22 protein-coding genes and 2 pseudogenes are annotated in these 22,891 nt (G+C 67.7%); 16 read left to right on the forward strand and 8 right to left on the reverse strand.

Annotated features, from left to right (window positions below; genetic code table 11):
• Nucleotides 1-47: 47 nt before the first annotated feature.
• From ACH4VX_RS15195 to ACH4VX_RS15230, 8 genes are read left to right on the forward strand one after another with little or no spacing between them, the layout of a single operon-like run.
• On the forward strand, nucleotides 48-1,355 hold the full coding sequence (locus tag ACH4VX_RS15195; RefSeq protein ID WP_398367850.1) for a glycosyltransferase family 4 protein: 1,308 nt from the start codon (nucleotides 48-50) through the stop codon (nucleotides 1,353-1,355).
• On the forward strand, nucleotides 1,352-2,350 hold the full coding sequence (locus ACH4VX_RS15200) for a D-2-hydroxyacid dehydrogenase (RefSeq protein WP_398367851.1): 999 nt from the start codon (nucleotides 1,352-1,354) through the stop codon (nucleotides 2,348-2,350). Before ACH4VX_RS15195 ends, ACH4VX_RS15200 begins: the two co-directional genes overlap by 4 nt.
• Nucleotides 2,351-2,353: 3 nt before the next feature.
• Complete coding sequence (locus ACH4VX_RS15205; RefSeq protein ID WP_398367852.1) at nucleotides 2,354-3,466, forward strand: radical SAM protein; 1,113 nt, start codon at nucleotides 2,354-2,356, stop codon at nucleotides 3,464-3,466.
• Complete coding sequence (locus tag ACH4VX_RS15210) at nucleotides 3,463-4,581, forward strand: hypothetical protein (RefSeq protein WP_398367853.1); 1,119 nt, start codon at nucleotides 3,463-3,465, stop codon at nucleotides 4,579-4,581. Before ACH4VX_RS15205 ends, ACH4VX_RS15210 begins: the two co-directional genes overlap by 4 nt.
• Before the next feature lie 16 nt (nucleotides 4,582-4,597).
• Nucleotides 4,598-5,395 (forward strand): radical SAM protein, encoded by a 798-nt coding sequence (locus ACH4VX_RS15215; RefSeq protein ID WP_398367854.1) that lies wholly within the window; start codon nucleotides 4,598-4,600, stop codon nucleotides 5,393-5,395.
• Between the two features lie 22 nt (nucleotides 5,396-5,417).
• Nucleotides 5,418-7,145 carry a carbamoyltransferase C-terminal domain-containing protein gene (locus ACH4VX_RS15220; protein WP_398367855.1) on the forward strand — a complete coding sequence of 576 codons (1,728 nt, stop codon included), beginning with the start codon at nucleotides 5,418-5,420 and terminating at the stop codon, nucleotides 7,143-7,145.
• Nucleotides 7,142-7,837, forward strand: a complete 696-nt coding sequence (locus ACH4VX_RS15225) for an HD domain-containing protein (RefSeq protein ID WP_398367856.1) — start codon at nucleotides 7,142-7,144, stop codon at nucleotides 7,835-7,837. The genes ACH4VX_RS15220 and ACH4VX_RS15225 overlap by 4 nt, the downstream gene beginning before the upstream one ends.
• Nucleotides 7,752-8,738 carry a glycosyltransferase gene (locus ACH4VX_RS15230; RefSeq protein ID WP_398367857.1) on the forward strand — a complete coding sequence of 329 codons (987 nt, stop codon included), beginning with the start codon at nucleotides 7,752-7,754 and terminating at the stop codon, nucleotides 8,736-8,738. Before ACH4VX_RS15225 ends, ACH4VX_RS15230 begins: the two co-directional genes overlap by 86 nt.
• Before the next feature lie 10 nt (nucleotides 8,739-8,748).
• Here the strand turns inward: ACH4VX_RS15230 and gltX are convergent, their stop codons facing one another.
• Nucleotides 8,749-10,125, reverse strand: a complete 1,377-nt coding sequence (gltX, locus tag ACH4VX_RS15235; protein ID WP_398367858.1) for a glutamate--tRNA ligase — start codon at nucleotides 10,123-10,125, stop codon at nucleotides 8,749-8,751.
• Between the two features lie 399 nt (nucleotides 10,126-10,524).
• Here gltX and ACH4VX_RS15240 point away from each other — a divergent pair, with 399 nt between their 5' ends.
• Nucleotides 10,525-12,117: a site-specific DNA-methyltransferase gene (locus tag ACH4VX_RS15240; RefSeq protein ID WP_398367859.1), complete on the forward strand. Its 1,593-nt coding sequence runs from the start codon at nucleotides 10,525-10,527 to the stop codon at nucleotides 12,115-12,117.
• Nucleotides 12,114-14,537, forward strand: coding sequence for a DEAD/DEAH box helicase (locus ACH4VX_RS15245; protein ID WP_398367860.1), 2,424 nt, complete (start codon nucleotides 12,114-12,116; stop codon nucleotides 14,535-14,537). The genes ACH4VX_RS15240 and ACH4VX_RS15245 overlap by 4 nt, the downstream gene beginning before the upstream one ends.
• Nucleotides 14,538-14,731: 194 nt before the next feature.
• Here ACH4VX_RS15245 and ACH4VX_RS15250 read toward each other — a convergent pair whose 3' ends face one another.
• From ACH4VX_RS15250 to ACH4VX_RS15260, 3 genes are read right to left on the reverse strand one after another with little or no spacing between them, the layout of a single operon-like run.
• Complete coding sequence (locus ACH4VX_RS15250) at nucleotides 14,732-16,093, reverse strand: ThiF family adenylyltransferase (protein WP_398367861.1); 1,362 nt, start codon at nucleotides 16,091-16,093, stop codon at nucleotides 14,732-14,734.
• Nucleotides 16,075-16,461: a hypothetical protein gene (locus ACH4VX_RS15255; protein ID WP_398367862.1), complete on the reverse strand. Its 387-nt coding sequence runs from the start codon at nucleotides 16,459-16,461 to the stop codon at nucleotides 16,075-16,077. Before ACH4VX_RS15255 ends, ACH4VX_RS15250 begins: the two co-directional genes overlap by 19 nt.
• Nucleotides 16,458-16,736, reverse strand: a complete 279-nt coding sequence (locus ACH4VX_RS15260) for a multiubiquitin domain-containing protein (RefSeq protein WP_398367863.1) — start codon at nucleotides 16,734-16,736, stop codon at nucleotides 16,458-16,460. Before ACH4VX_RS15260 ends, ACH4VX_RS15255 begins: the two co-directional genes overlap by 4 nt.
• A 178-nt stretch (nucleotides 16,737-16,914) precedes the next feature.
• Between ACH4VX_RS15260 and ACH4VX_RS15265 the strand changes: the two genes are divergently transcribed.
• Together ACH4VX_RS15265 and ACH4VX_RS15270 are read left to right on the forward strand one after the other, a co-directional pair.
• Entirely contained in the window at nucleotides 16,915-17,304 is a 390-nt protein-coding gene (locus ACH4VX_RS15265; RefSeq protein WP_398367864.1) for a helix-turn-helix domain-containing protein, read from the forward strand.
• Nucleotides 17,305-17,306: 2 nt separating this feature from the next.
• Complete coding sequence (locus ACH4VX_RS15270; protein ID WP_398367865.1) at nucleotides 17,307-17,885, forward strand: ImmA/IrrE family metallo-endopeptidase; 579 nt, start codon at nucleotides 17,307-17,309, stop codon at nucleotides 17,883-17,885.
• A 277-nt stretch (nucleotides 17,886-18,162) separates the two neighbouring features.
• Here ACH4VX_RS15270 and ACH4VX_RS15275 read toward each other — a convergent pair whose 3' ends face one another.
• The 4 genes from ACH4VX_RS15275 to ACH4VX_RS15290 all read right to left on the reverse strand — a co-directional run bounded on the left by ACH4VX_RS15275 (nucleotide 18,163) and on the right by ACH4VX_RS15290 (nucleotide 20,884).
• Entirely contained in the window at nucleotides 18,163-19,140 is a 978-nt protein-coding gene (locus tag ACH4VX_RS15275) for a helix-turn-helix domain-containing protein (RefSeq protein WP_398367866.1), read from the reverse strand.
• 545 nt (nucleotides 19,141-19,685) lie between these two features.
• A complete protein-coding gene (locus tag ACH4VX_RS15280; protein ID WP_398367867.1) occupies nucleotides 19,686-20,129 on the reverse strand; it encodes a PIN domain-containing protein in 444 nt (147 codons plus the stop codon).
• The gene (locus ACH4VX_RS15285; RefSeq protein WP_398367868.1) at nucleotides 20,126-20,392 is read right to left on the reverse strand and encodes a CopG family transcriptional regulator; all 267 of its coding nucleotides are present in this window, start codon (nucleotides 20,390-20,392) and stop codon (nucleotides 20,126-20,128) included. The genes ACH4VX_RS15280 and ACH4VX_RS15285 overlap by 4 nt, the downstream gene beginning before the upstream one ends.
• A 369-nt stretch (nucleotides 20,393-20,761) precedes the next feature.
• Entirely contained in the window at nucleotides 20,762-20,884 is a 123-nt protein-coding gene (locus tag ACH4VX_RS15290; protein ID WP_398367869.1) for a hypothetical protein, read from the reverse strand.
• 528 nt (nucleotides 20,885-21,412) lie between these two features.
• Here ACH4VX_RS15290 and ACH4VX_RS15295 point away from each other — a divergent pair.
• From ACH4VX_RS15295 to ACH4VX_RS15310, 4 genes and pseudogenes are all read left to right on the forward strand, one after another.
• Nucleotides 21,413-21,628, forward strand: a complete 216-nt coding sequence (locus ACH4VX_RS15295) for a type II toxin-antitoxin system VapB family antitoxin (protein ID WP_046249112.1) — start codon at nucleotides 21,413-21,415, stop codon at nucleotides 21,626-21,628.
• Complete coding sequence (locus tag ACH4VX_RS15300; RefSeq protein ID WP_398367870.1) at nucleotides 21,625-22,047, forward strand: PIN domain nuclease; 423 nt, start codon at nucleotides 21,625-21,627, stop codon at nucleotides 22,045-22,047. Before ACH4VX_RS15295 ends, ACH4VX_RS15300 begins: the two co-directional genes overlap by 4 nt.
• Before the next feature lie 172 nt (nucleotides 22,048-22,219).
• Nucleotides 22,220-22,297, forward strand: a pseudogene (locus ACH4VX_RS15305) (hypothetical protein); the annotation flags it as partial.
• 88 nt (nucleotides 22,298-22,385) lie between these two features.
• A pseudogene (locus ACH4VX_RS15310) lies at nucleotides 22,386-22,862 on the forward strand (LuxR C-terminal-related transcriptional regulator); the annotation flags it as partial.
• Nucleotides 22,863-22,891: the final 29 nt, after the last annotated feature.

A 22,891-nucleotide genomic window follows, 5' to 3' on the forward strand; every position in this document is an offset into this window, starting at 1 on the left:
ATGCCACTCGCGCGATCACAACCCGTCCTCGAAGGAGGCATCACCCCGTGCGTACTGACCACACCGCCCCACCACCCGTGACCACGCGAGAGACCGGCATCCGTCGGCCCCGTGTCATCGTCGCCCTCCACGAGGGCTTCTACGGCGCGGAGTCCGGCACCGGCTTCAGCAACCGAGCGGTCCTCACCGCCCTCGCTCGCCTGCTTCCACCCGGCTCGCTCTGCGTGGTGACCCCACGCGCTCTGGAGAGTGCGGGCGGCCACGACGGGCGGTGGGCCGGTGAGGTTCGGCAGATGCTGCGCCAGGCCGAGGCCGAGGTCGTCACGCTCCCGGCGGTCGAGGCGCCGCAGCACTCGGTCCGTGCTTCGGTGGAGTTGTGCCGGCAGGCCGGTCAGGCGGCGGTCCGGGTCGCCGAGCGAGCGAGCCGCTGTCTCCTCATCGGTCTCGACGCTCCCCTCCTCGGTCTGGCCCGCACGATGTCCTCCGACGTGGAGCTGCTTCTGGTGCCCCGGTCGACAACGGCGCTGGTGCGGCCCGAGGACACGTCCCGGGTCCGCTGGGAGCGGGACTCCCTCCGGGCAGCCGTCGCCCGGGGTGGCTGGATCGGTGCCATCTCCTCCCACATGCGCAGCCACCTCGTCGAGACCTGCGCCGTCCCACCAGCAAGCGTGGTGAGTATTCCGAACGGCCTGATCCGCGAGGAGACCACCAGGCCGGTGAGCATCCCGCCGCTGCCCTTCAAGGCGCGCGCCGGATTTCTCCTCGCCATGGGTCGCGCCGTGCCGTCGAAGGGTTTCGAGGACCTGCTGGAGGCTCTGCGGCTGCTCAAGGAACGGGGGGTACATACTCCGCACCTGGTCCTGGCCGCCGTGACCCCGGGCGAGCGTGACCATCACCGCCCGAGTCCTTACCAGGCGTCCCTGGCCGCGCGCCTCCACGCCTACGGTCTGGACGCCACGTTGATCACGCGCTTCACGCCCTCGATCCGGGCCTGGCTGCACAGCCCCGCCCTGCGCGCGGTCGTCGTCCCGTCCCGAGAGGAGCCCTTCGGCCGTATCCCGCTGGAGGCGTTCGCGGCCGGGTCGTGCCCGGTGGTAGCGACTGCCGTGGGAGGGCTGGCGGAGACCGTCGTCGAGGGCGAGACCGGGTTCACGGCGCTACCGGAGGACCCCAAGTCCCTGGCGGCAGCGCTGCACCGGGCGCTGACCGTCCTGCCGCGAGAGCGCGAACGGCTCCGGAGCGCCGGGGCGGAGCTGGTGCGTACGCGACACGACTACGAGGCGAGCATCGGCTCCGTCATCGGCCGCCTCGCCCCGTGGGCGCTCGCTCCCGCATCGGCAGGAGGTGCGCGGTGAACCACCCGGCGGTGCTGGTCAACCTGGAATCGCCGCACGCGTTCTGGCGGTTGTCCGCCGAGCACAGGCGCACCCTGGCTGAGGCTTTCCCTGAGGTGGACTTCCGCGTTGTCGCGGAGGAAGCGGTACCTCAGCAACTGGCCGAGGCGCAGGTGTTCTTCGGCTGGCGGTTCAATCCCTCGTGGCTGCCGGCCGCGCCCCGGCTGAGGTGGATCGCGTCACCGGCCGCAGGCACCGACCACCTGCCCGTCGCCGAGGCCCACGCGGCCGGGGTGGTGCTGACGCGCTCGTACGGCTTTCACGGCAGACCCATGGCCGAGCACGCCATGGGACTCGTCCTCGGGTTCTCCCGCGGCCTCTTCACGAGTCAGCGCGCCCAGCGGGAGCGGGCCTGGTGGAAGGACGACCTGGCCGGGGAGTTCTTCGACCTGGCGGGCGCGACGATGACCATCGTCGGCTGCGGCAGCATCGGCGGCCACCTCGCCCGGGCAGCGAGCTGCTTCGGCATGCGGGTCGTCGGGGTACGCCGGACGCTGCCCGAAACGGACGCCGACGGAATCACGTGGGTGCACACATCGGCCGTACGACAGGCCGTGGCCGTCGCCGATGTCGTCGTCGACCTCCTGCCCGCCACCGCCTCCACCACCGACTTCTTCGACGAGGAGCTCTTCTCCGCCTTCAAGGCCGGTGCCGTGTTCCTGAACCTCGGCCGCGCGTCAACGGTCGACCAGTCGGCGCTGCTCTCCGCGCTCGACACCGGGCGGCTACGCGGAGCCGGCCTGGACGTCTTCGACCCGCGGCCCCTGCCGGAAGGCCACCCTCTGCGGCACCACCCTCGTGTGGTCATCACGCCGAAGAGTTCCACGCTCAGCCGCACGTACATGGACGAGGCGGTTGCCTTCTTCACCGCCAACCTGCGCCGGTATCTCGCGGGCAGGCCGCTCGACGGCGTGGCCGAGTTGCCCGCTGTCCACTCACCCCTCGATGGAGGCTGACCGATGCCCACCGCACTCCGCCAGGACCTGGTCGCCGCGTTCGCGGCGAAGGGCCGCAACCATCCCTACCTGGCCTTCACCCTCAACTCGCTGTGCAACCTGGACTGCGTGTTCTGCAAGCCGCGCTGCATGCCGGACTACGGGCACAAGGATCGACCTCTGTCCGCCGCGGACTACGCTTCCATCGCCGCCGAAGCTGGCGCCTGGGACATCAGGAAGGCCCACTGCTCCGGCGGCGAGCCGACCCTTCGGGCCGACATCCTCGACGTGATCGCCGGCCTCTCCACTGGTCTCGGACCCGACGCGGCGATCGGCATGACCAGCCACGGCAACCTGCGCCGCGGGCTGAGCGTCGACAGCCTCCACCGGGCCGGGCTGACGTATCTCAACCTCAGTCTCCACAGCCTCGACCCCACCCGCTCCGCCGAGATCATGGGCGGCGGCGACCCACGGGTGACCCGTCGGACCCTCGATGCGGCCCTCTCCCTCGGCCTGCGCGTGAAGGTCAACTGCGTGCTCCAGCGCTCGTACCTGCAGGACGCCTTCGCCGTGGCCGAGCTCGCCCGGGAGCTGCCGATCGCCGTCCGGCTGATCGAGCTGCAGAACATCGGACCGGCGCAGGCCCTGTTCGACGGCGAATTCATCAGCGAGGCCGAGGTCCGCGACCGCCTTCAGGAGTGGTTCGCCGACGCGGGCGAGGTCCGCAGGGACGAGCTCGGCGTCCGCAGCCCCGGCAAGTACCTGCGCCCGGACGGCTGGGCCGGCTCGATCGGCTTCATCTCCAACTCGAGTTGCGCCACCTGCTCCGACGCCAACCGCATCAAGATCACCCCGACCGGGGTGGCCCGCCCCTGCATCCTGCACAACCGCGATATCCCCCTGAAGCCCCACCTCGCCGACGGCACCCTCGGCGACGCGTTCGCCCACCTCTTCCAGGCCATGCTCGACCGCAACACGAACGACGCCTGGCAGGGCTTCCACTACGTCGACTACGACCTGCGCTGGGACCGAATGGAGCGTCCCGAAGGCGCTCCCGTCCTGCCCCTGCTCCCCATCCTCACCACCGACTCGGCACCGCCCTCCTGCACCCGCCCCACCACCGGGGAGCAGCCATGACCGCCGTCGAAACGCCTCCCCTCTACTCCGGTCTCGGCGCGCTGTACGAACGCGAGCTGGAGGCCCACGGCGTCGGTGCGGTGATGCTGGCCCACAAGTGGCAGCCGGCCGACCTGCTGGCCCCGCACTCCGACCTCGACGTCCGTGTGCTCCTGGCCTCCGTGCCCGCGGACTGGGAGGAATGGAACCAGCGCCTGGCCGCCGCGCACACCGCCGCGGTCACCCGGGAGCGTTTGCACCGGCGTCTCCTGGAGCACCCGCCTGGCTTCGCGTTCACCACCGCCGAGGCGGACGGGCGGCTGGTCTCCGCACCCGAGCTCGCCACGTGGTCGCTGATCAGCGGCAGCAGCCGCGACCTCCAGCGCTGGAAGTCCCGGGCCCGGATGGAACCGTGGTGCGACGTCGACGAGCGGTTCTACCGGGCGATCCTGCAGGGCCGGCTGGGCGGCAGGTACCGGCTCGCGGCGGACAGCACCGCCAACGTCGTGGAGGATCTTGCCGGGTACCGCCGCCACTGCGTGGCCTGGCACTACCTCGCCCCGTGCTGGTTCGCCGCCGCCGCTCTCGCCACCCGCACCAGGTGCCCGGGCAAGACGGCCGCCCTCACGCAGTGGCGTCCGTCGGGGCTCGACGGTTACGCCGACCTGGTCCTCCGGCACGCCGAGGACCGGCCCGAAGCCCTGCACCGCAGCGCTCGCCATCTGCTGCGCACGGCCCACGTCGCCCTGGAGGCTGTGATGCGCCGCGTTCCCGACGGCGGTCTTGCCGCGCTCCCCGGGGCAGGGCGTGCCGGTACCGACTGGGTGATGACCGCGGGGATGCTCCGCGTCCGCGTCGCCCGCTGGCTCTACTACCTGGCCCCGCCGCCCGGTGTGGAGACCGGCTACCTGATCCGGCGGGAGGCGAAGGAACTCCAGGCCGCCGCCCGAACGCTCCACGCGCTCGCGGCGGCCGGGGCTGCCGAAGCCCAGCGACTGGCCGCCCGCATGGCGGCCTTGATCCCCGTCGGCCCGACCACCGCCGGGACTCTGCGAGCCACCCTCGCGCTCTGGCACCGCGAGAGATCCACCGTCCAGGACTTCCTCAGCTTCCCCGCCTCCGACCTCCGTCCCTGACGCAAGGAGTTCAGCCATGCCCGCGCATGCGCCCCTACCCCGCACTCTCAAGACTGCGAAGATCAAGATCACGACGAAGTGCAACCGGTCCTGCGACTTCTGCATCTTCGCCGACGGCGCCCAGGGCGAAAACATGCCCATGGAGCTGTTCTCGACCGTCCTGTCCCGCCTGGAGACGATCCCGTTCCGGCAACTGCACATCAACGGCGGCGAGCCCACCGTCCACCGGGACTTCCCGGCGCTCAGCGACGCGGCCCGCACCCGCCTGCCGGACAAGGTCATGGTCCTGGGCACGAACGCCATCACCCTGGCCCGCAACCGGCGGATCATGGAGGCCACCCTCCGCTCGTACGACCAAGTCCTCATCGGCTGCGACGACGAGCACGAGAACTACGACGAAGTGCATGACGTCGTGCCCCGCCTGCGAGAAGCGGGCAAGACGGTGGTCCTCAACAGCGTGCTGGAAGGCATCAGCCCGGCCCGCCTCTCCCAGCTTGCCGCACTGTGCGAGAAGACCGGAGCCATCCACGTCACCAACCACGTCCACCACGTCGATGTCGGCCAGCCGGCGAACGAGCTGCGCGGCCTGTGCGACCGCTACCTCGACCAGCACCTGATGATCGAGATGGACGGCTCCTGCTACCGCTGCTTCAACGCCATGGCGAAGGACGACAGCGAATTCAGCGTCTGGGACGAGGACTTCGCAACCAAGGTGTTCGCCCCGCGCGCCCACCACTTCCGCTTCTGCCTGCGCTGCCACGAATACACCGACTCCGGCGCCGCGGTCGTCCCCGCGCCCGCTCTCACCGCCTGATCCGGGCTGGAGGCACACAGCCATGCCCGCAGTGCTCGGACTGAACTTCCACCACGACACCAGCGCCGCTCTGGTCGTCGACGGCCGCCTCTACGCGGCCGAAGAGGAACGCTGGAGCGGCGTCAAGCACAACCACCCCTCCCGCAAGGGCACCCTGACCTCCCCGGCCCGCGCCCTCCAGTGGTGCCTGGACGCCGCCGGCCTCGAACCGCAGGACATCGACGCCGTCTGGGCCGCCTCCATGCGCCCCAACCCGGCCGCCGGCTGGTGGCTGGCCGAGGAACGCGACGAACTCGCCGCCCTCCTGCCCTCCCCGCTCGGCGAACACCTCCGGCTCATGTCCCACCACACCGCCCACGTGCTGTCCGGCTACCTGCTCTCCGAACACGAGCACGCCGCCGGACTCGTCATCGACGCCGGTGGTTCCTCCCTCGGCTCCGACTTCGGACCCGGCCGTGAACGCATCACCGGCTACGACCTGCGGCCCGATGCCATCGACCGCATCCACCAAGGGATGCCGGCCGTCCTCCCCGGCCCCGCCGGGCCCCGGCGCGTCCACTCCTCCCTCGGCCACTTCTACCGGAACCTCGCCCGGCGGGTGATCCCGCCCGGCGACGAGCCGGAAGGCAGCATGATGGCGCTGGCGGCCTTCGGCGATCCCGAGCGCTACGGGCCGCAGGTCCGCGAACTCGTCGGACTCGGCGACGACGGCGAGATCCGCATCGTCCACCCCTGGGGGTCCGCAGACAACGGCACCCCGCTGCTGCTCGGCGGTCGCGCGTGGACCGCCGACAACGTCACGGAGCACCCGGACCACGAGCGGGCCGACCTGGCCGCAGCCGTCCAGCAGGTCTTCGCCGAGTCGGTCGTCCACATCGCCCGCCACCTGCGCAGGCTCACGAGGGCCTCCGCGCTGGTGTTCTCAGGCGGATGCGCACTGAACTCCCACCTCAACGGCCAGCTGGCCGCCGACAGCGGCTTCGACACCCTCTTCGTGGCACCCGCGCCGCACGACGCCGGCACCGCCGTGGGCGCCGCGCTCTACGGCTGGCACTACCAACTCGGACGCAAACGCCTCCCCTCACCAACCGACGCGGCCTGGGGCCCGCCCCCGGGCCCACTGCCCGCCAAAGCAGCGCCGCCCGGCTACCGGGCGCTGACCGGCCTCGGCCCGGACCTGGCCCCCACGGTGGCCGCGCTGCTCTCGGAGCACCGCATCGTCGGCTGGGTGCAGGGGCAGCTCGAGTTCGGGCCCAGGGCCCTCGGCCATCGCTCGATCCTCGCCCACCCCGGCGACACCGCTACACGGGACCGCCTCAACACCATCAAGAAGCGGGCCGCCTACCGCCCCTTCGCCCCGGCCGTCCTCGCCGAGCACGCCACCGAATGGTTCATGTCAGCCAGCGACCCCTTCATGAACCGCGTCGTCACCGTCCGCCGCTGCAAAGCGTCCCGCGTCGCCGCGATCACCCACCACGACGGCACCGCCCGCGCCCAGACCGTCGCCGCCGACCATCAGGGCCTGCGCGGACTCCTCGAACAGTTCCACCGGCGCACCGGGCTGCCTCTGCTCCTGAACACCTCCTTCAACCGCAAGGGCGCCCCGATCCTCCGAACCGCCGAGCAGGCCGTGTCCGCCGCGGCGGACCTCGGCCTGGACGCCGTCGCGGTCGGAGACACGCTGCTCATCGCCGACCACCTCCCCGACCCCCGCACCTCGGCCCTTCTCTCCGCGAGGAGCAACGGATGAGCTCCCTCCACCTGCACCAGGTCCTGACCGCACTCGGCTGCACCACCTGGGACACGGACGCACGGGCTCGCGCCCGCATCGCCGGCGACCTCGCCCTCACGACCTACCGCGGGCACACCCGTGACCAGGGCACTCCCTACCTGGAACACCCGCTGGCTGTCGTCACGATCCTCAGGAAGGAGATCCGCGTCACCCACCCCGAAACCCTCCTCCTCGCACTCCTCCACGACGCCCTGGAGATTGCCCCGAACGCACAGGAAGAACTCACCCGCCGCCTCGGTGCACCGTTCACCGCACGGCTCCGGGCACTGACCGCCGACCACCGTCTGGAGCGACGGGCCAAGGCTGACGGAGACGAAACCCGCTGGCGTGCCAAGCAGGAAGCGCTGCCCCCGGAGGACCTCCTCGTCCGCCTCGCCGACCGTCTCCACAACCTCCGGGACCTGGCCGCCTCCCCGAACACCGGCCGCCGCGACCGGTTCCTCCGAACCCTGGAGGACTTCCACCTCCCCCTCGCCGCTGCCGCCCGCGACCTCAACCCTCACCTGGCGGCCATGAACGCACTGCTCCACGCCGAGTACGCCCGAAGCCAACAGGAGGCGCATCGTGAAACGGGTCGTCCACTCGATGGAACCGATCGGCCGGACCGGCGGCCGGGTCTACCTCCGGATGCTCCACGAGGCCACCGCTGATGACGTCGAGTGGCGCACGGTCCCGGACCACAAGCGCACCTACCGGGTAAGGCGCTGGCGCAAGCTCCGCCACCTCGCCCGCCTCGCACCAACCGTCCGCTCCCTGTCCGACGCCTCCGGGGTCTTCGTCTGGGACGACCTGAGCCTGCTGCTCTTCACCCCCGAAATGCGGGCCCGCACGATCTTCGTCCTCCACCACTACGAGCCCCTGCAACACGACTCCGCCCCGTTCGAGGCGATGCTCTGGCAGCGGCTGTTCCAGATCCTCCCGCAGTGCGCCGCCGTCGTGTGCGTCGCGCCGTACTGGGCGGACTTCCTCCGAACCCACGGCGTCAGCAATGTCCGGGTGATCTACAACGCCTTCGACATGGCCGAGCTCGAGAGAGCTCGCGGCTACGACCGTGGCGAGTGCCGCGCCGCCTTCGGGCTGACCCACGACGTGATCGGCGTCTATGCCGGCAAGGCGGTGCACTGGAAGGGAGTCGAGGAGGTCGCGGCAGCTCTGGCCGACGCTCCCGGGCTGCGCGTGATCACCAGCGGCAGCAACACCATCGGCTTCGACGGCGCGCACCACGACGTGGATCGGGAGCAGTACCTGCGGCTCCTCCGCGCCTGTGACGTCGGCGTCTTCGTTCCCCGCATGCGGGAGGGCTGGAGCCGCTGCGCCGCCGAAGCACTCCTGCTCGGCCTGCCCTGCCTGATCCGCCCGGTGGCCGGCCTCGGCGACCTCGCCTCCTTGACCGGCCAGCCCGCACCCGACCTCGGCCGCCTGGCCGCACAGATCCGGGCGAGAGCCGCCGTGCAGGACGGCGAGACCAAGGCCGCACACGAGGCCCTGGCCCGCTTCGACCTGAACTACTTCGGCAACGCCTGGGGCGACCTCCTCGCGAAGGTCGCCTGACGTCCTCGGACTACGCCTGGGCGGCGGCCAGCTTCCCGGCCGCCGCGTCCAGGCGGGCCAGCACCCGGTCCCGGCCGAGCAGCTCCATCGACTCGAACAGCGGCAGCCCGATGGTCCGGCCGGTGACCGCGACCCGCACGGGGGCCTGCGCCTTCCCCAGCTTCATCCCGTGTTTCTCACCCACGGCCAGCACGACGGCCTTCAGGTCGTCCGCCTTCCAGTCCGCCACGGCGGCCAGCTCGGCACGGGCGTCGGCGAGGAGGGCGTCGGCGCCGGCCTTCATCGCCTTGTTCCACGACGCCTCGTCCTCCACCGGCTCGTCAAGGAAGAGGAAGTCCACGTAGCTGGTGATCTCGGACAGCAGCGCCAGACGGGTCTGGGCCAGCGGCGCCACCGCCTCGAACACGTCCTTGTCGAACGCCTCCGGCGCCCACGGGGCGTACGGGGCGACCAGCCACGGGGCCCAGGCCGCGGCGAACTGCTCAGGCGACAGGGCGCGGATGTAGTCGCCGTTGAACGCCGTCAGCTTCTTCACGTCGAAGAACGCCGGCGCGGTGTTGACATCCTCGACGCGGAAGAGCCGCTCCAGCTCCTCGTACGGCATGATCTCCCGGTCGCCGCCCGGGCCCCAGCCCAGCAGCATCAGGTAGTTCACCATCGCCTCGGGCAGGAAGCCCTCGGCCAGGTAGTCCTCAAGCGCGACCTTGTCACGGCGCTTGGACAGCTTCTGCCGCTTCTCGTTCACGATCACCGGCAGGTGCGCCCACACCGGCGGCTTCGCGCCGAGCGCCTCCCACAGCAGCTGCTGCTTCGGCGTATTCGAGAGGTGCTCCTCACCACGAATGACCTGGGTGATCCCCTCGTCCATGTCGTCGACCACGTTGGCGATCAGGAAGACCGGCGAGCCGTCGCCGCGGGCGATCACGAAGTCCTCGATCGCGCTGTTCGGGAACGCCGGCTCCCCGCGGACCAGGTCGACCACCACGGTCTCGCCCTCGTCCGGCGTCCGGAACCGCAGCGCCCGGCCCTCCTCGAAGGCCAGCCCCCGGTCCCGGCAGAACCCGTCGTACCCGAGGTGCTCCGACCCGGTGCGCTCCTTCAGCTGCTCCCGGGTGCAGTCGCAGTAGTACGCCCGGCCGGCCATGAACAGCTGCTGGGCCGCCTCACGGTGCCGGTCGGCGTTGTGCGACTGGAAGTACGGGCCCTCGAAGGCAGGGTCCTCACCGTGGATCCCGATGGCCGCGAGCGCGCTGATGATCCCGTCGATCCACTCCGGCTTGTTCCGGGCCGCGTCCGTGTCCTCGATCCGCAGAACGAACGTGCCCCCGGACTGTCGCGCCACCGCCCAGTTGTAGAGAGCGGACCGCGCACCGCCGACATGAAACATGCCGGTCGGAGACGGGGCGAAACGAACGCGAACCGGGGCAGTAGACATGAGCTACAGGTTACCGACGTCGGATCCCTGGCCCGCACCACTCCGCCTGTCCCAGCGCCATCGGTTTCCGGACGTCGTGGCGCGATGCGCCACGCTTTCTCCCAGCGCTGCTCACGTCACGGTCGCCTTGCCTCACCTGAGGCTGTGCCCAGAAGCCGGGCACCGCAGCACAGCTGCCAGGCTGTGAGGCACCGCACACCGCCTCCCTAAAGCCATGCCTGCTCGCCGAGAAGCAGCACCGCCCTCGCGCGACCCTCGGTCGCTGTCGGCGGCGGCCGGTACCGTTGCTGTGAGTGGTGGTGTCCGGGTCTGAGACATCGGACCGATCGAGGTACAAGGGAGTGGTCGCAGGTGACGAGTGGGCGCCTGACTCTGTCGTGGGTCGGCAGGGGTGAGGCCCTGCGGAACACGGCGGACGGCGGATACGAATGGGTTTCACGGCAAGATCCGCGGGTCACTGAAATCCGTCTCCTGTGGGAGTCCGGCAAGACCGGCACCGTCACCGGAACAGCGGCGGACAACCTCCTCATTCATGGCGACAGTTACGACGCCCTCCATGCTCTGGTTCGCAACCCCGAGTACCGCGATGAGTACTGCGGCAAGGTGAAGCTCGTCTACATCGATCCGCCGTTCAACACCGGGCAGGCGTTCCAGCACTACGACGACGCGCTCGAGCACTCCGTATGGCTCACCATGATGCGCGACCGACTTCTGCTCATCCGTGACCTCCTGGCCCCCGGAGGATCGGTCTGGGTGCATCTGGACGATGCCGAGATGGCGTACTGCCGGGTCCTCATGGACGAGGTCTTCGGGCGGGGCAACTTCGTCGGAACTGTTGTCTGGCAGAAGATCCACGCCCGCAACAACTCAGCCCAGCACCTCTCATCAGTGCATGACTACCTCCTCGTCTACGCCCGCTCCAAGAGCGATCTTGTATTCAACAAGATCGATCGCACCGAGTTGAGCGACCAGGAGTTCTGGAACCCGGACAACGACCCCCGCGGCCCTTGGCGTAGGTCCGACCTCACGGCCTCCCACGCGTACGAGGACGGACGCTACGAGGTGGTCGGTCCGCACGGGGACGTGTTCTCCCCACGGGGGAACCGCTGGTGGTCCTGTTCGAGAGAGACATTCGAGAGCCTGCGCGAGGACAACCGGCTCTGGTGGGGGAAGACCGGGCGCACCTTCCCGTTCCGGAAGCGGTTCCAGTCGGAGCTGGGTGGCCTCGTACCCACCACCTTCTGGACCCATGACGAGGTCGGCGACAACCGACAGGCGAAGGCCGAGGTAACCAAGCTCTTCGACCGGTCACGGATCTTCTCGACCCCGAAGCCTGAGGCGCTTCTGAAGCGCGTGATTCAGATCGCCAGCGACCCGGGCGACATCGTCGTCGACGTGTTCGCCGGGTCCGGCACCACCGCTGCTGTAGCGCACAAGATGGGACGCCGCTGGGTCACTGCCGAGATCCTTGAGGAGACGGCGGAGACCTTCACCCAGCCCCGCTTGGAGAAGGTCGTCGCCGGCGATGACCCGGGGGGCATCACCAAGACCGTCGGATGGGAAGGCGGCGGCGGCTTCAGGAGCCTCAAGACCTCCCCGTCCGCGTTCGAAATCGTCGGCGGCCGGGTCTTTCTTGCCGATTGGGTCAAGGGCGAGGACTTCGCCGCTGTGGTGGCGGCCCAGCTGGGCTTCCGGCCCGATGACGTCAACAGGGGGCCGTTCTGCGGCACAAAGGGACGTGCACGGCTGGCCGTCGTTGACGGTGTCGTGGACGAGGTCGTGGCCCGTGGTGTTATCGGGCATTTGGACGAGGGGGAACGAGCAGTGATCGTTGGCAGGGGCGTCACGCCCGAAGCTGAAAGTCTCGTAGCAGAGCTGAGCCGAGGGTCCAAGGTCCTGAAGGCTCCGCGCGATCTGGTGCGCCGCGGGAAGGCCGTGCGATGACGTGGATCGACTACGACGCCTCGCTTGTGGATGACATCGCGGCAAGGCTGGACCTCAGGGCACCCAACGCGTCGGCCATCCGTGCGGTTGCCGAAGCGATCGTGGACGGGGACGGCCGTGAAGTGGTGTGCGATCTGGCGACGGGCGTCGGCAAGACCTACATCCTGGCCGGCTTGGTGGATTATCTGGCCGCACAGGGAGTTCGGAACATCCTCGTCGTCACTCCTGGAACCACCATCCAGGAGAAGACGATCGCCAACTTCACCCCTGGGCACGCGAAGTTCGTCAGCGGTGCTGACGTCGAGCCGTTGGTGATCACCTCGGAGAACTTCTCCCGAGGTCAGGTAGGCGATGCCCTGCACGACGACACCGTTACGAAGCTGTTCGTCTTCAACGTCCAGCAGTTGATCCGACCCAGCGACAAGACGTCCAGGCGGGTCCGGGCACAGGACGAGTTCATCGGAACTGGTCTCTATCAGCACCTTCAGCAGGTGGACGACCTCGTCGTTATCGCAGACGAGCACCACGTCTACAGCTCAAAGGCCAAGTCGTTCAACCAGGCCATCGACGATCTTGGAGCACGAGCCGTCGTCGGTCTGACCGCAACGCCCGCGTCTGGCGTTAAGCCGATCTTCCAGTACTCCCTTGCGGAAGCCATCGCCGACGGCTTCGTGAAGATCCCTGTGATCGTCTATCGCCCGGACGGGCGGAAGGACGAGAGCACGGTACTTGCCGATGCGTGCCACCTACTGCGGATAAAGGACGCCGCTTGGACCGCGTGGGCGGAGACCCAGAACAAGACCCCAGTGCACCCTGTCCTGTTCGTCGTATGCCGCGACATCTCTGACGCCGAACGTGTCGCGGATCGACTCACAGCGGACGACATGTTCCCCGACGAGGGCCAGGTCCTCACCATCACTTCGCAGTCGAGCGACGCTGCGCTGCGCGCCCTGGCCGCGGTAGAAGAACCCGATTCACCGGTGCGTGTCGTGGTGTCGGTGAACAAGTTGAAGGAGGGCTGGGATGTCAAGAACATCGGGGTCATCGTTGGTCTGCGAGCGCTCGCATCGGAGACTCTGACAGAGCAGGTCCTGGGCCGAGGGCTGCGGCTTCCCTACGGACGGCGGGTCGGTACTCCCATGGTCGACACCGTCGACCTCGTAGCCCATGAGTCCTACCGGCAACTGCTGGCGAACAAGGACGCACTGCTGCAGCATGTCCTGCCCGCAGCCGGCGGCGGCTTGGACGAGGGTCGGCCGCAGCCAATCCCCGTTCCAGACCAGCCGAGCGAAGCCGACCATCAGCAGATGCTGACCTTCACCTCTCGCCCGCGTGTCATTGGCGACGACTTGGTGGACGGCTCCACGCTGATGCAGTTCGAGTCGATGGACACTGCGCTCGCGCAAGGTGAACGCGACAGGAAGGCCGTCGCCACGCTTCGCGCCAAGGTTCCCGGTGCACCTGACATCCGTTTCCCCAGGCGCGAACGCGAGATCCTCCCGGTTCGCTTCTCCTTCAGCTACATCGACAACGCGGCCGCACAGTCCGAAGGTGCTGCGTACAGGCACGAGTTCAAGATTCCGTTGGTCCGACAGGCCGTAGACGCCCAACGTGGCCTGGACAGCAGCGTGGATATGCAGGTCACCGCAGCCGAGTCCGTTGACGCCACCCAGAAACACATCTCGATCTCCGAGCTGCGTAACGATCTCTTTGAGCGCATCTGGAGCAGCGGCTACGTGGAAGAGACGCTCGCCGAGTCCCGCGCAGCCGAACGGGTTGTTCGTGAGTTCCTCAAGGGAGCTGGTGTCACAGCGGAGGACCAGGAGCACGAGTGGGGCGAACTGCGTGCCACCCAGGCCGCCTCTGCCCTCGGCAAGCTGGTCAAGACCGCCTACGACACCCGCAAGCTCCAGCCCACCTACGCTTTCCGGCTGGTTGACGTTCCAACCGTTCCGCCGCCGCCCATGCCCTCGAACGTCGTCAGCAAGTGGTCCAACTTCCGTAAGGACCTCTGGTACGAGGGTTGGGAGCACTCGGTCGAACCTGTTGCTTCCTTCGATGCAGGCAGCACCGAGTACACCCTTGCACACTTGTTCGACGCAAGTCCAAGCGTTCAGTGGTGGCTGCGCAACTACGACCCGGGCCCCATCTGGATAGAGCGGGACAACGGGAAGAAGTACTACCCGGACTTCATCGTCCTCGACACTGCGGGCACCCATTGGGTCGTGGAGGGGAAGGCCAACGACCGGGCGAACGATCCCGAAGTGCTGGACAAGCGGAAGGCCGCTGAGGATTGGGCGCGGTTTGTCCGGGACTACGGCGAGTTCGGTACGTGGCGATACCTCTTCGCCACGGAGAAGATCATCAAGGACGCCAGGGGATCATGGGAGTCGCTGCTCGCATTGGCCAAGCCTGAGTAGAGCGTCCAAGGCAGACAGGGGTGACGCCCACCAGCCCGCAGGCGGTCGCCGGGGCTGAGGCCAGCAGCGCTCCGTCATCAGCCCACTGTGGCAACGGGTGAGGCGTGCAGAGCTGATGCGCGCCTCACCCGTTCATCGGGACTTGTCAGCCCCTTTCTCGGTGCACCACTTGGCCCTGTGAGCGCCAGGTGGTGTCACAGCGACTCCCCACCCGCCCGGCCCAGTTGTCCTGCGGATGTGCACCATCGACAGTCCGGGTCCTGGCGGGGTTCCTGAAGGTCCCGCTGGCGAGTCCGAGGACGGTGAACCACGGCGGCGCGGTCGTGATCGTCGTCGTGAAGCCCAGCGACGGCGAGCATGAAGTAGTTGAGCGCCTCTGCAGCCGCCAGTGTGTTCAACGTGATCACACTGGGAGCCGGAACGTCGGGTATGTAGTGAGCAGCCTCCCGTTCCCCTTCGGGTTGCATGTCGATCGCGAGTTGGGTGCGGTCAATGAGCCGGTTGCACCACAGGCAACCGTCGCCGGGGAGCATGATCCGGGTGGCGGTGTGGATCTGCCCGATGCGGCCGACGGAATCAACGGGTACCTTGACTCCAACCTGAACCCCTGGGATGAGGTATCGCTGCACGGTGGCGTTCACCCAGTGCCGGGCGGACGCGCTGTCCGCGGCAAGGAAGATCCAGTCGCTGCGTGCCAGTTCTTTGAGTGCCGCGGGATTCTCCACGCGAGTGGACATGGAGATCAGGCGGACCTTGGCGTTGGCGCGCGCCGCGTTCCGAGCAGCAAGGTCGCCCTTGAGTTGGCCGACATCGTCCGACTCAGCAGCGACGAGACGAGAGAGGTTGGTAGCTTCCACCTTGTCGTCGTCGATGAGGACAAGTGTGCCGACACCAAGCCGGGCGAGCTCCTCTATGAGAATGCTGCCCACTCCTCCTAGGCCGACGACCGCCACTCGGAGCCGGCTGAGGGCCTCTTGGCCCGCATCGCCGAGAAGCCGCGCTTGTCGTTCGTGCTCTGCTCCGGCCCGCGCAGCGGTAGCTGGCATGGGCCGCAGGCGGATCAGGTTGGCCCCGGGGATGACGGTCTCGGCCAAGGGCACCCGGCTGCCGTCAGGTTGCCAGATGTCCCCTGCTGCGGCATGCGGAGTGAAGACCACTCCCCCGACCGCCTGGCCGGTGATCTGCTGGAGAGCTGGGTACCCGCGCTCGTGGCTCGCGAGATCCACCGAGGAGAAGCGAACTCGTTCCAGCCCGCCGTGGGCATGCACAGCAAGGTAGACCGCTGATTCATCCCGGGCACGGACGGCTGCGTCCCGGACGAACGACGGAGCCAAGGCCCGGTGACCGTACTCTCCTGGGATGTAGTCGATGCCGTTGGCAGCCGGGATCATCTCGTAGGCGAGCAGGCGCGGACCGCGCGGCCCTTCGGTCTCGGTTGCCAGCAGCACAGCCCCGCCACCGGCCTCGAAAAGGTGAACGGACAGGTCCGCCCAGAGCTGTCTGGGCAGGGTCAGGCTCCAGCCTTCGGCAGGCGGGTTCACTGATCGGCCAGCCATCGGCGGATCCTCCCTGCCTTGAGCGCCGCGCTGTCAACGGCCGCGTCACGATGGTTGGAGCGACGGGAGATCTGCAGTGCTGGCTGGCCGCGCCAGCCGGGAGCCTGGATCGCCGGCCCGTGGCGTTGGCCGTCGACTCGAGTGAGCAGTCCGACGTAGTGCGGATAGACGTCAGCGTCCGGGTATGCGGCACTGATGTGAAACCCCAGCCAGGTGGTTTGGGGAACGTAGGCGTGACCGACCGAAACGTCCTGGATGGTGATGAAGACGCCGCCGGCGCCGTCCGGAGCCACGTCGACGCGATGATCGGCGAACTGGACCCGGACGGCTTCGACAGCTTCGGTGATCACCGAAGCGATGGCGTTCACGAGTTGTCGTCCGGGGGCACGGCCAGGAACTCCTGGTTGGGGTGAACCCGGACCGCCTCGTCGTCATCGACAACCTCGTAGCGGCCGTTCCCGTGCCTGATCGAGAGCTGGAAACCAAGGTCGATCGGCACGCCTTGGGCGATTGCCGCCTGCTTGACCTCCAGGCCGACGAACTCACGACCAGGCATGTTCACGGGCTGGTTGTTGACGGTGATCGTGACCGTCTTGGGCTGGCGCTCGTCCTGGCCGGCCTCGGGGCCTGTGGCTGTGCTCATTGCGCTCTTGCCTTTCTGCTGGGGTCGCTGCCGCCCTCTGACGGCATGGCTGAACCGAGTTCGTCGCACCGTTTGAGATGTCGAACACTCATGATCACGCTAGCACGGCGTGTTTGAGAAGTCGAACACTGATACAAAGGGGGGAGCACAGCAACCGACACTGCTAAGGAGGCGGACGATGGCCAGGACACGCGTGAACGTGGCCGCCCTGTACGCGGCCCTCGACGCCGCGCGAACCACGAGAGGGCTCTCGTGGCGACAGTTGGCGGGGCAGGTCGGCGTGAGCCCTTCGACCATGAGCCGTCTGGCCAACGGTCACCGGCCAGACGTGGACGCCTTCGCCGCGCTCGTGCAGTGGCTGTCACTTCCAGCGGAGAGCTTCATGGTGGACGAATCCGGCGACGGCGCCGACGTCCACTCAGCGGAAGAGCCGGAACTTCTGGCACAGCTCGCCCCCCTCCTTCGGTCCCGCAGGGACCTAGGGGAGGACGATGTTCGGTACCTGGAAGAAGTGATCGGGGCAGCAATGCGTCGATTCATCTCGGAGCGAAAAGCTGCTATGGAGTGAGCATGGGATCGCGGTGGACCAAAAAGGCACTCGAGGGCCTTGCGATCGAGGAGCGCAAGGGAATTGACTGCGACCCCCTGTCTCGCCTTGACCTGAAACGCCTGACCGATGAGTGGGGCATTCCTGTTTACAACATGGACGAACTCTCCGCCAACGGCTGCTCCGAAGCAGCGGTGAATCATCTCACCGCTGGCGACGGTAAATGGTCCGCCGCCTTGGTCCCGCTGGGGACCGCCCGCTTCATCGTGGTGAACTCCTCACACACTCCCCAGCGACACCGGTCAAACATCGCCCACGAGATGTCGCATCTCCTCTTGGAGCATGAGTTCACGGAGACCCTGTTCAGCGATGGCGGGTGTCGCAATTTGGATCCGTCGATGAAGGCCCAAGAGAATGAGGCAGTTCATCTTTCCGGTGAACTACTCATTCCCAAAACAGCTGCGATCAAGGCCGCCCTCAAGAACCGCTCCGACGCTGAAGTTGCCCAGCACTTTGACGTAAGCATCGAATTCGCGCGGATGCGAATGAATGCTTCCGGTGCACGAAGGATAGCCGAGCGGTCACGAGCCAAATGGCGATAGCAGGGTCTCGCTTTCAAGACGATTGCACAGCCGACTGCGCAATCGTGCCCCTCTGAGCGCTTCCGCCATAGCCGATGACCCGCCACTCACCGGAGGATCTGGGGAACAAGGCTGATCCAGATCTGCCTGATCGGCCGGCTGGTGCGATGCGTGCGGCGCTCGAGCCAGCTGGCGTTCGCCCAACCGGGCGAGGTCCCGGCTCCGGACCGGGTCTGGTCATCGCGCGGCCGAGAACGCAGAACTCATTGCTCTCGCGATTTCGATCACCGCTCAGTCGTCAAGCGAGGAAGCCACGCTCATTCAGCTTGTTCACCCAGCCCTGGTGCGCCTCAAGTGCTGCGGCTGCCGCGTCCGAAATCTGTTTCAGAGCTCCATAGAAACGTTCTGGGTATTTCCCCTTCCACTCCGGCGGTACCTCAAAGTAAGTAAGGGGGCCCTCCAGGGGTGCGTGCAGTCCACCGAATACGTTGCTCAATTCACGTACCGAAGTCTTGAGATCTTCGGTAGAAGCAATCAAGTCAGGATTCCGAAAGCGGAGCACCTCACCGTCCAAAGCCTCCTGTGCCTCATGAACGCCATCGCTGACGACCTTGGGGATCCGATGGAATGGGCCGCCTGCTCGCAGGTGCTTGAGCCATACAGCGTCAAGCGGAACCACTCGCAGCAGGCGCTTGGCGGTAGCTCGATCAGCAAGGTCGGCCAGTCGGAATTCAGACAGCCCTCCATCCGCTGACCACCCAAGAGATAGCAATCGCTGCAAGTCAGCCGGCGTGATCCACGATGTATCGTCGCCCGACCGAACTGGAACAGCGACACCCAAGCGGCGCTTTGGGTCTGCAGCGGGCACCACGAAGGGCTGATGGGCGGACAATTGCCTAGGTATATAGAGGACAAGGACTCCGTTGTCTTCACCACAGGCCACCCATTCCGCACGAAAGTCCCGCACAGGAGGCAGCACACGCTCATTGATGATCTTGCGATAGCGGCCGGGGTCGACGCGTCCCTGAGGCACCGGTTTGAGCTCACTGATGACTTCGCGCCCGCTTACCAGCTCGGTCCGTAGACCAACCAGCAGCAGGCCCCCGTCACTATTGGCCATCGCAGCGACGTCCTTGCATAGCTCGGCGATGGAAATATCGGCATCAAGGGGGTAAATGCCGCTCTTTACGTCAAGCCATGAGCTTTCAGGCAAGCCGATGAGTCTGTCCCACTGCCCTTGAAGGGCGGCGTGGTAGGCGGAAACAAGATGGGTCACCGTTCCAGTATCAAGCCCACCGATTCGGGCTCGGGTCACTCCATGCGCGCTCGCAAACTACACATAGAAGGTATGCCGCTCTACCCGCTCACAGCCGAACCTCGAAGGCTTCGACCCCTCACCCCTCTGACCACGATGGCCGCGTGCTCTCCGCGTGCCCGTAGGGACGGAGAACCGCGGTTCGTAAAGGTGTTTCCCGGCAACTGGTCCGCAGGCAGTATCCAGCGAAACCGCAGGTCACAGCCTCAGACCCGCCCAAGCGCCGTCGCTTCCCAAGCTGAGAGCGCGAGTTCGATTCTCGTCACCCGCTCTTCTTCGAGCCCCAGGCCATCGGCCTGGGGCTGCTCGCTCGTTGGGGCGCCGTTGCCGCGTTTCACAGGCGTTGCCGCACCCGAATCATCGGGCGTACAGAGAACACGAGCTCCTTGATGCGCCAGGCCGCTCACCCCGCTGCACGGCACCGATCCGCGCTTTCACCGAGCACTCGTCACGGGAGGCCGCATGTCCCTTGCGGAAGGGGGTGCTTGGCTGCGGAGGATCCTGGGTCAGAGCGGGAGATCGTCGGGGAATACCCGGAATGCCTTGTGGTGGCCCAAGGGGCGTACGGCCCGGAAGTCACGTCGGTCGAGGGTGAGGATCGCGTCCGTGTCGTAGTCGGCGGCTAGCGCCACGTTGACCGCGTCGGCGAGGTCGAGGTCCAGCGCACGGTAGCGGACACGGACGGACTGGGCGGCGCCCAGGTGGTCCTCCGTGATCTCCGGCATGACGACACGCCCCCGGCCCATCCAGCGCCGGAGGTCGTCGACCGCACCGAGGGCGGCCGCCCTGCCCAGCTCACGCGTGGCGACGTGATCCAGCTCGGCCAGCAGCAGCGGGGACATGACCAGGAGGCCGGCCGCCATGATGGCCTCGTTCGCCGCCCGGTGTTCCGGGTGAGCCGAGTCCAGGGCCGCCAGGAGGCCGGACGTGTCGGCGATGACGATGATCACGCGGCGGTTCCGGAATCCGGACCGGTCTCACGACGGACGGCGTCGGCGACCGTGTCACGGACCTCCGACCTGGAGGGCGTGCGCCCCGACCCCTCGAAGGTGCGCGAGAACAGCGGCTCGTCCCAGACCCTGTTCGCCATGGCCGCGAGGTGGATGCCCTGGCGGATGATCTCGGCCTCGCTTATCCCCCGGCGCTTCGCGGCCTCCTTGATGATCGCCAGGTCTTCGGGGTCGGCGTAAACGTTCGTGCGCTTCATGGACATGTACCAAGGGTAGTCCATGTACCAGATCGACACACCCAGGTGCCTAGTCCTTCGGTCGAGCCGAGGCGAGGGCCCGGCAGCCATGTGCGACCGCAACTGCCGCGCTCAGCCGCTCTGCGCCTCCCCCAAGCCCGCACGCCGAGCAGTCCACATCAGCACAGTGGTCGCCCACCTCGCAGTGTCGTGCCCACAGCGTGCCCTTCAGAGCGGACACCTACGGTCAACAGCGGTGCCACAGGACGCCCACGCTTATCGCAGCACATTGAATCCACGCAGTTCAGCAGCTTCACGCTCACGCAAGCGCCGTCGCTTCCCAAGCTGAGAGCGCGAGTTCGATTCTCGTCACCCGCTCCATGCGAAACCCCCAGGTCAGTGACCCGGGGGTTCTTTGTTGTCGTCGTCGAGCCCGGCGACCGCCCGTTGCCGGCCCTCGGGCCTCGTCATCCGCAAGAAATACAGGGCGGCCAGCAGGTTCACACAGCCGATGGACATGTCCGCGCCTCCTACCCTTTCGGCCAGGAGACCCATGAGCGTGCGAACGGTCTCGACATCACCCGGAGACGGCTTCTCCCGTGGACCGAATGCGGCCGGGTGTCGTGCGCCGTCGGACTCTCCTGGGCCCCGGAACTGGACGATCCGCGCTGCCGTGCCCGATCTCCGTAGGTGCTGTGCTCCTCCTCTCCCTGCGCCCGGTGGTGTGATGGCACCCGCCTTCTGTCGAGCCAGCTCAAGATCTCCGACTCCTTGGAAGTAGTCCTGGCCGGCGGTACGCCGGGGAGCGGAGGAATCCGGCGCGCGCCGCTCCCCGGTGGTGACGGCCGCTCGCGTCACCTCCGCCATGGCCGCGATCTGCGTACGTGTGATCAGACGATCGCCGCCAGGCACGCCGGGGTTGTTCTCCATCGCGCACCGTCACCCTTGGGCACGGGAGCACCGGCGCCCGGCCGCGGTCACCATCCCGCAGGAGCGACATCCTTGTATATACTTGAAGGCACTCAATATATCCATGGAGGTGCATCAATGACTCGCACCGTGATAGACCTCGACGATCAACTGGTCGCTGACGTGGCCAAGGCCCTCGGCACCAGCACCAAGAAGGAGACGGTGAACACCGCGCTGCGCGAGGTGCTGGAGAACCGGCGGCGAGCTCTGGCCCTCACCCGCCTGCGGGCGGCGGCCGCCGAGGGCGCCTTCGATCTCGATCTCCTTGAAGACAAGGGGAACTATCGTCGGTGAACGCCGCTCAGTTCCTGATCGACACCAGCGCACTCGCCCGTCTGCTGCGCGGCGACGCCGAGCAATACGGATGGGACCGGGCGGCGGCAGCCGGGCTCATCGCCACGTGCCCCGTCACCGAGCTGGAGTTCTTCTACAGCGCGCGTTCCGCCGCCGACCGTGCACTAGGCATCGAGGACCTGCGCCTGCTCTTCGGCTGGGTGCCGGTCGACGACCGCGCCTACGACCGCGCCTGGCAGGTCCAGGAGATCCTCACCCAACGCGGACAGCACCGCAGTGCCGGAGCCGTCGACCTCGTGGTGGCGGCCACGGCCGAGTTGCAGGGACTGACCCTCCTGCACCGCGACCGGGACTTCGAATGCATCGCCGCCGTCACAGGCCAGGCACTCCAGTGGTACGGACCAGAACCCGGCAAATGAACCCGGAGGGCCAGGCGTTCGGCTGTTCCGTGGAAGCCTCGGCCACCGGTCTGTGGTGACGGAGGGACTGGGCCGGGGATCGGCGCATGCGCGAAGGCGCTCCCCAACTGGATGCCCGCCTCTCCCGGAGATGGTTCCGCTGCACGACGTGGTCACCCACCACGTGACGGCCATGGTGGTCCAGGCCGACGCGGCGCAGTTCCTGGTCACGTCCGCGCCGGAACGCGCCGGCGAGGGACTGGCGGCCGTCAGCGACACCGGCCGTCGGGCGCTGACGGAGCTGCGGTACCTGCTCGGCGTCCTGGAGGCGACCGGCGAGTCGGCGTCCGCGGACCCGGCGGGTGCCGGCCGGTCCCGATACCGAAGGCGCGCCGAAGGTACTGGTCGTCACCACGTTCAACGTCGACGCCTACGTCTACGACGCGTTGCGCGCCGGCGCGAGCGGCTTCCTCCTCAAGGACTCGCCTCCGGTGGAACTGGTCAACGGCATCCGGACCGTCGCCCGGGGCGAGGCCCTGCTGGCGCCCGCCGTCACCCGCCGTCTCATAGGCCACTTCGCCCAGCATCTGCGACCGGCCGACGCCTCCCGGCCGGCCAGACAGGACGTCGTGCGTGCGCTGACCCCCCGCGAGCTGGAAGTGCTCCAGCTGATCGCCGAAGGGCTGGCGAACGCGGAGATCGCTGCGGCGATGTTCATCACGCCCGAGACCGTCAAGACCTACGTGTCGCGGATCCTGGCGAAACTCGGCCTGCGCGACCGCGTCCAGGCCGTCGTCCTCGCCTACCGGGTCGGACTGGTACCCGGCATGCCGTGACCGGCATGGTTGCGGTCACCAGGGGTGCG

The sequence above is a fragment of the Streptomyces sp. NPDC020731 genome (genome assembly GCF_044334705.1).
Taxonomy (GTDB): Bacteria; Actinomycetota; Actinomycetes; order Streptomycetales; family Streptomycetaceae; genus Streptomyces.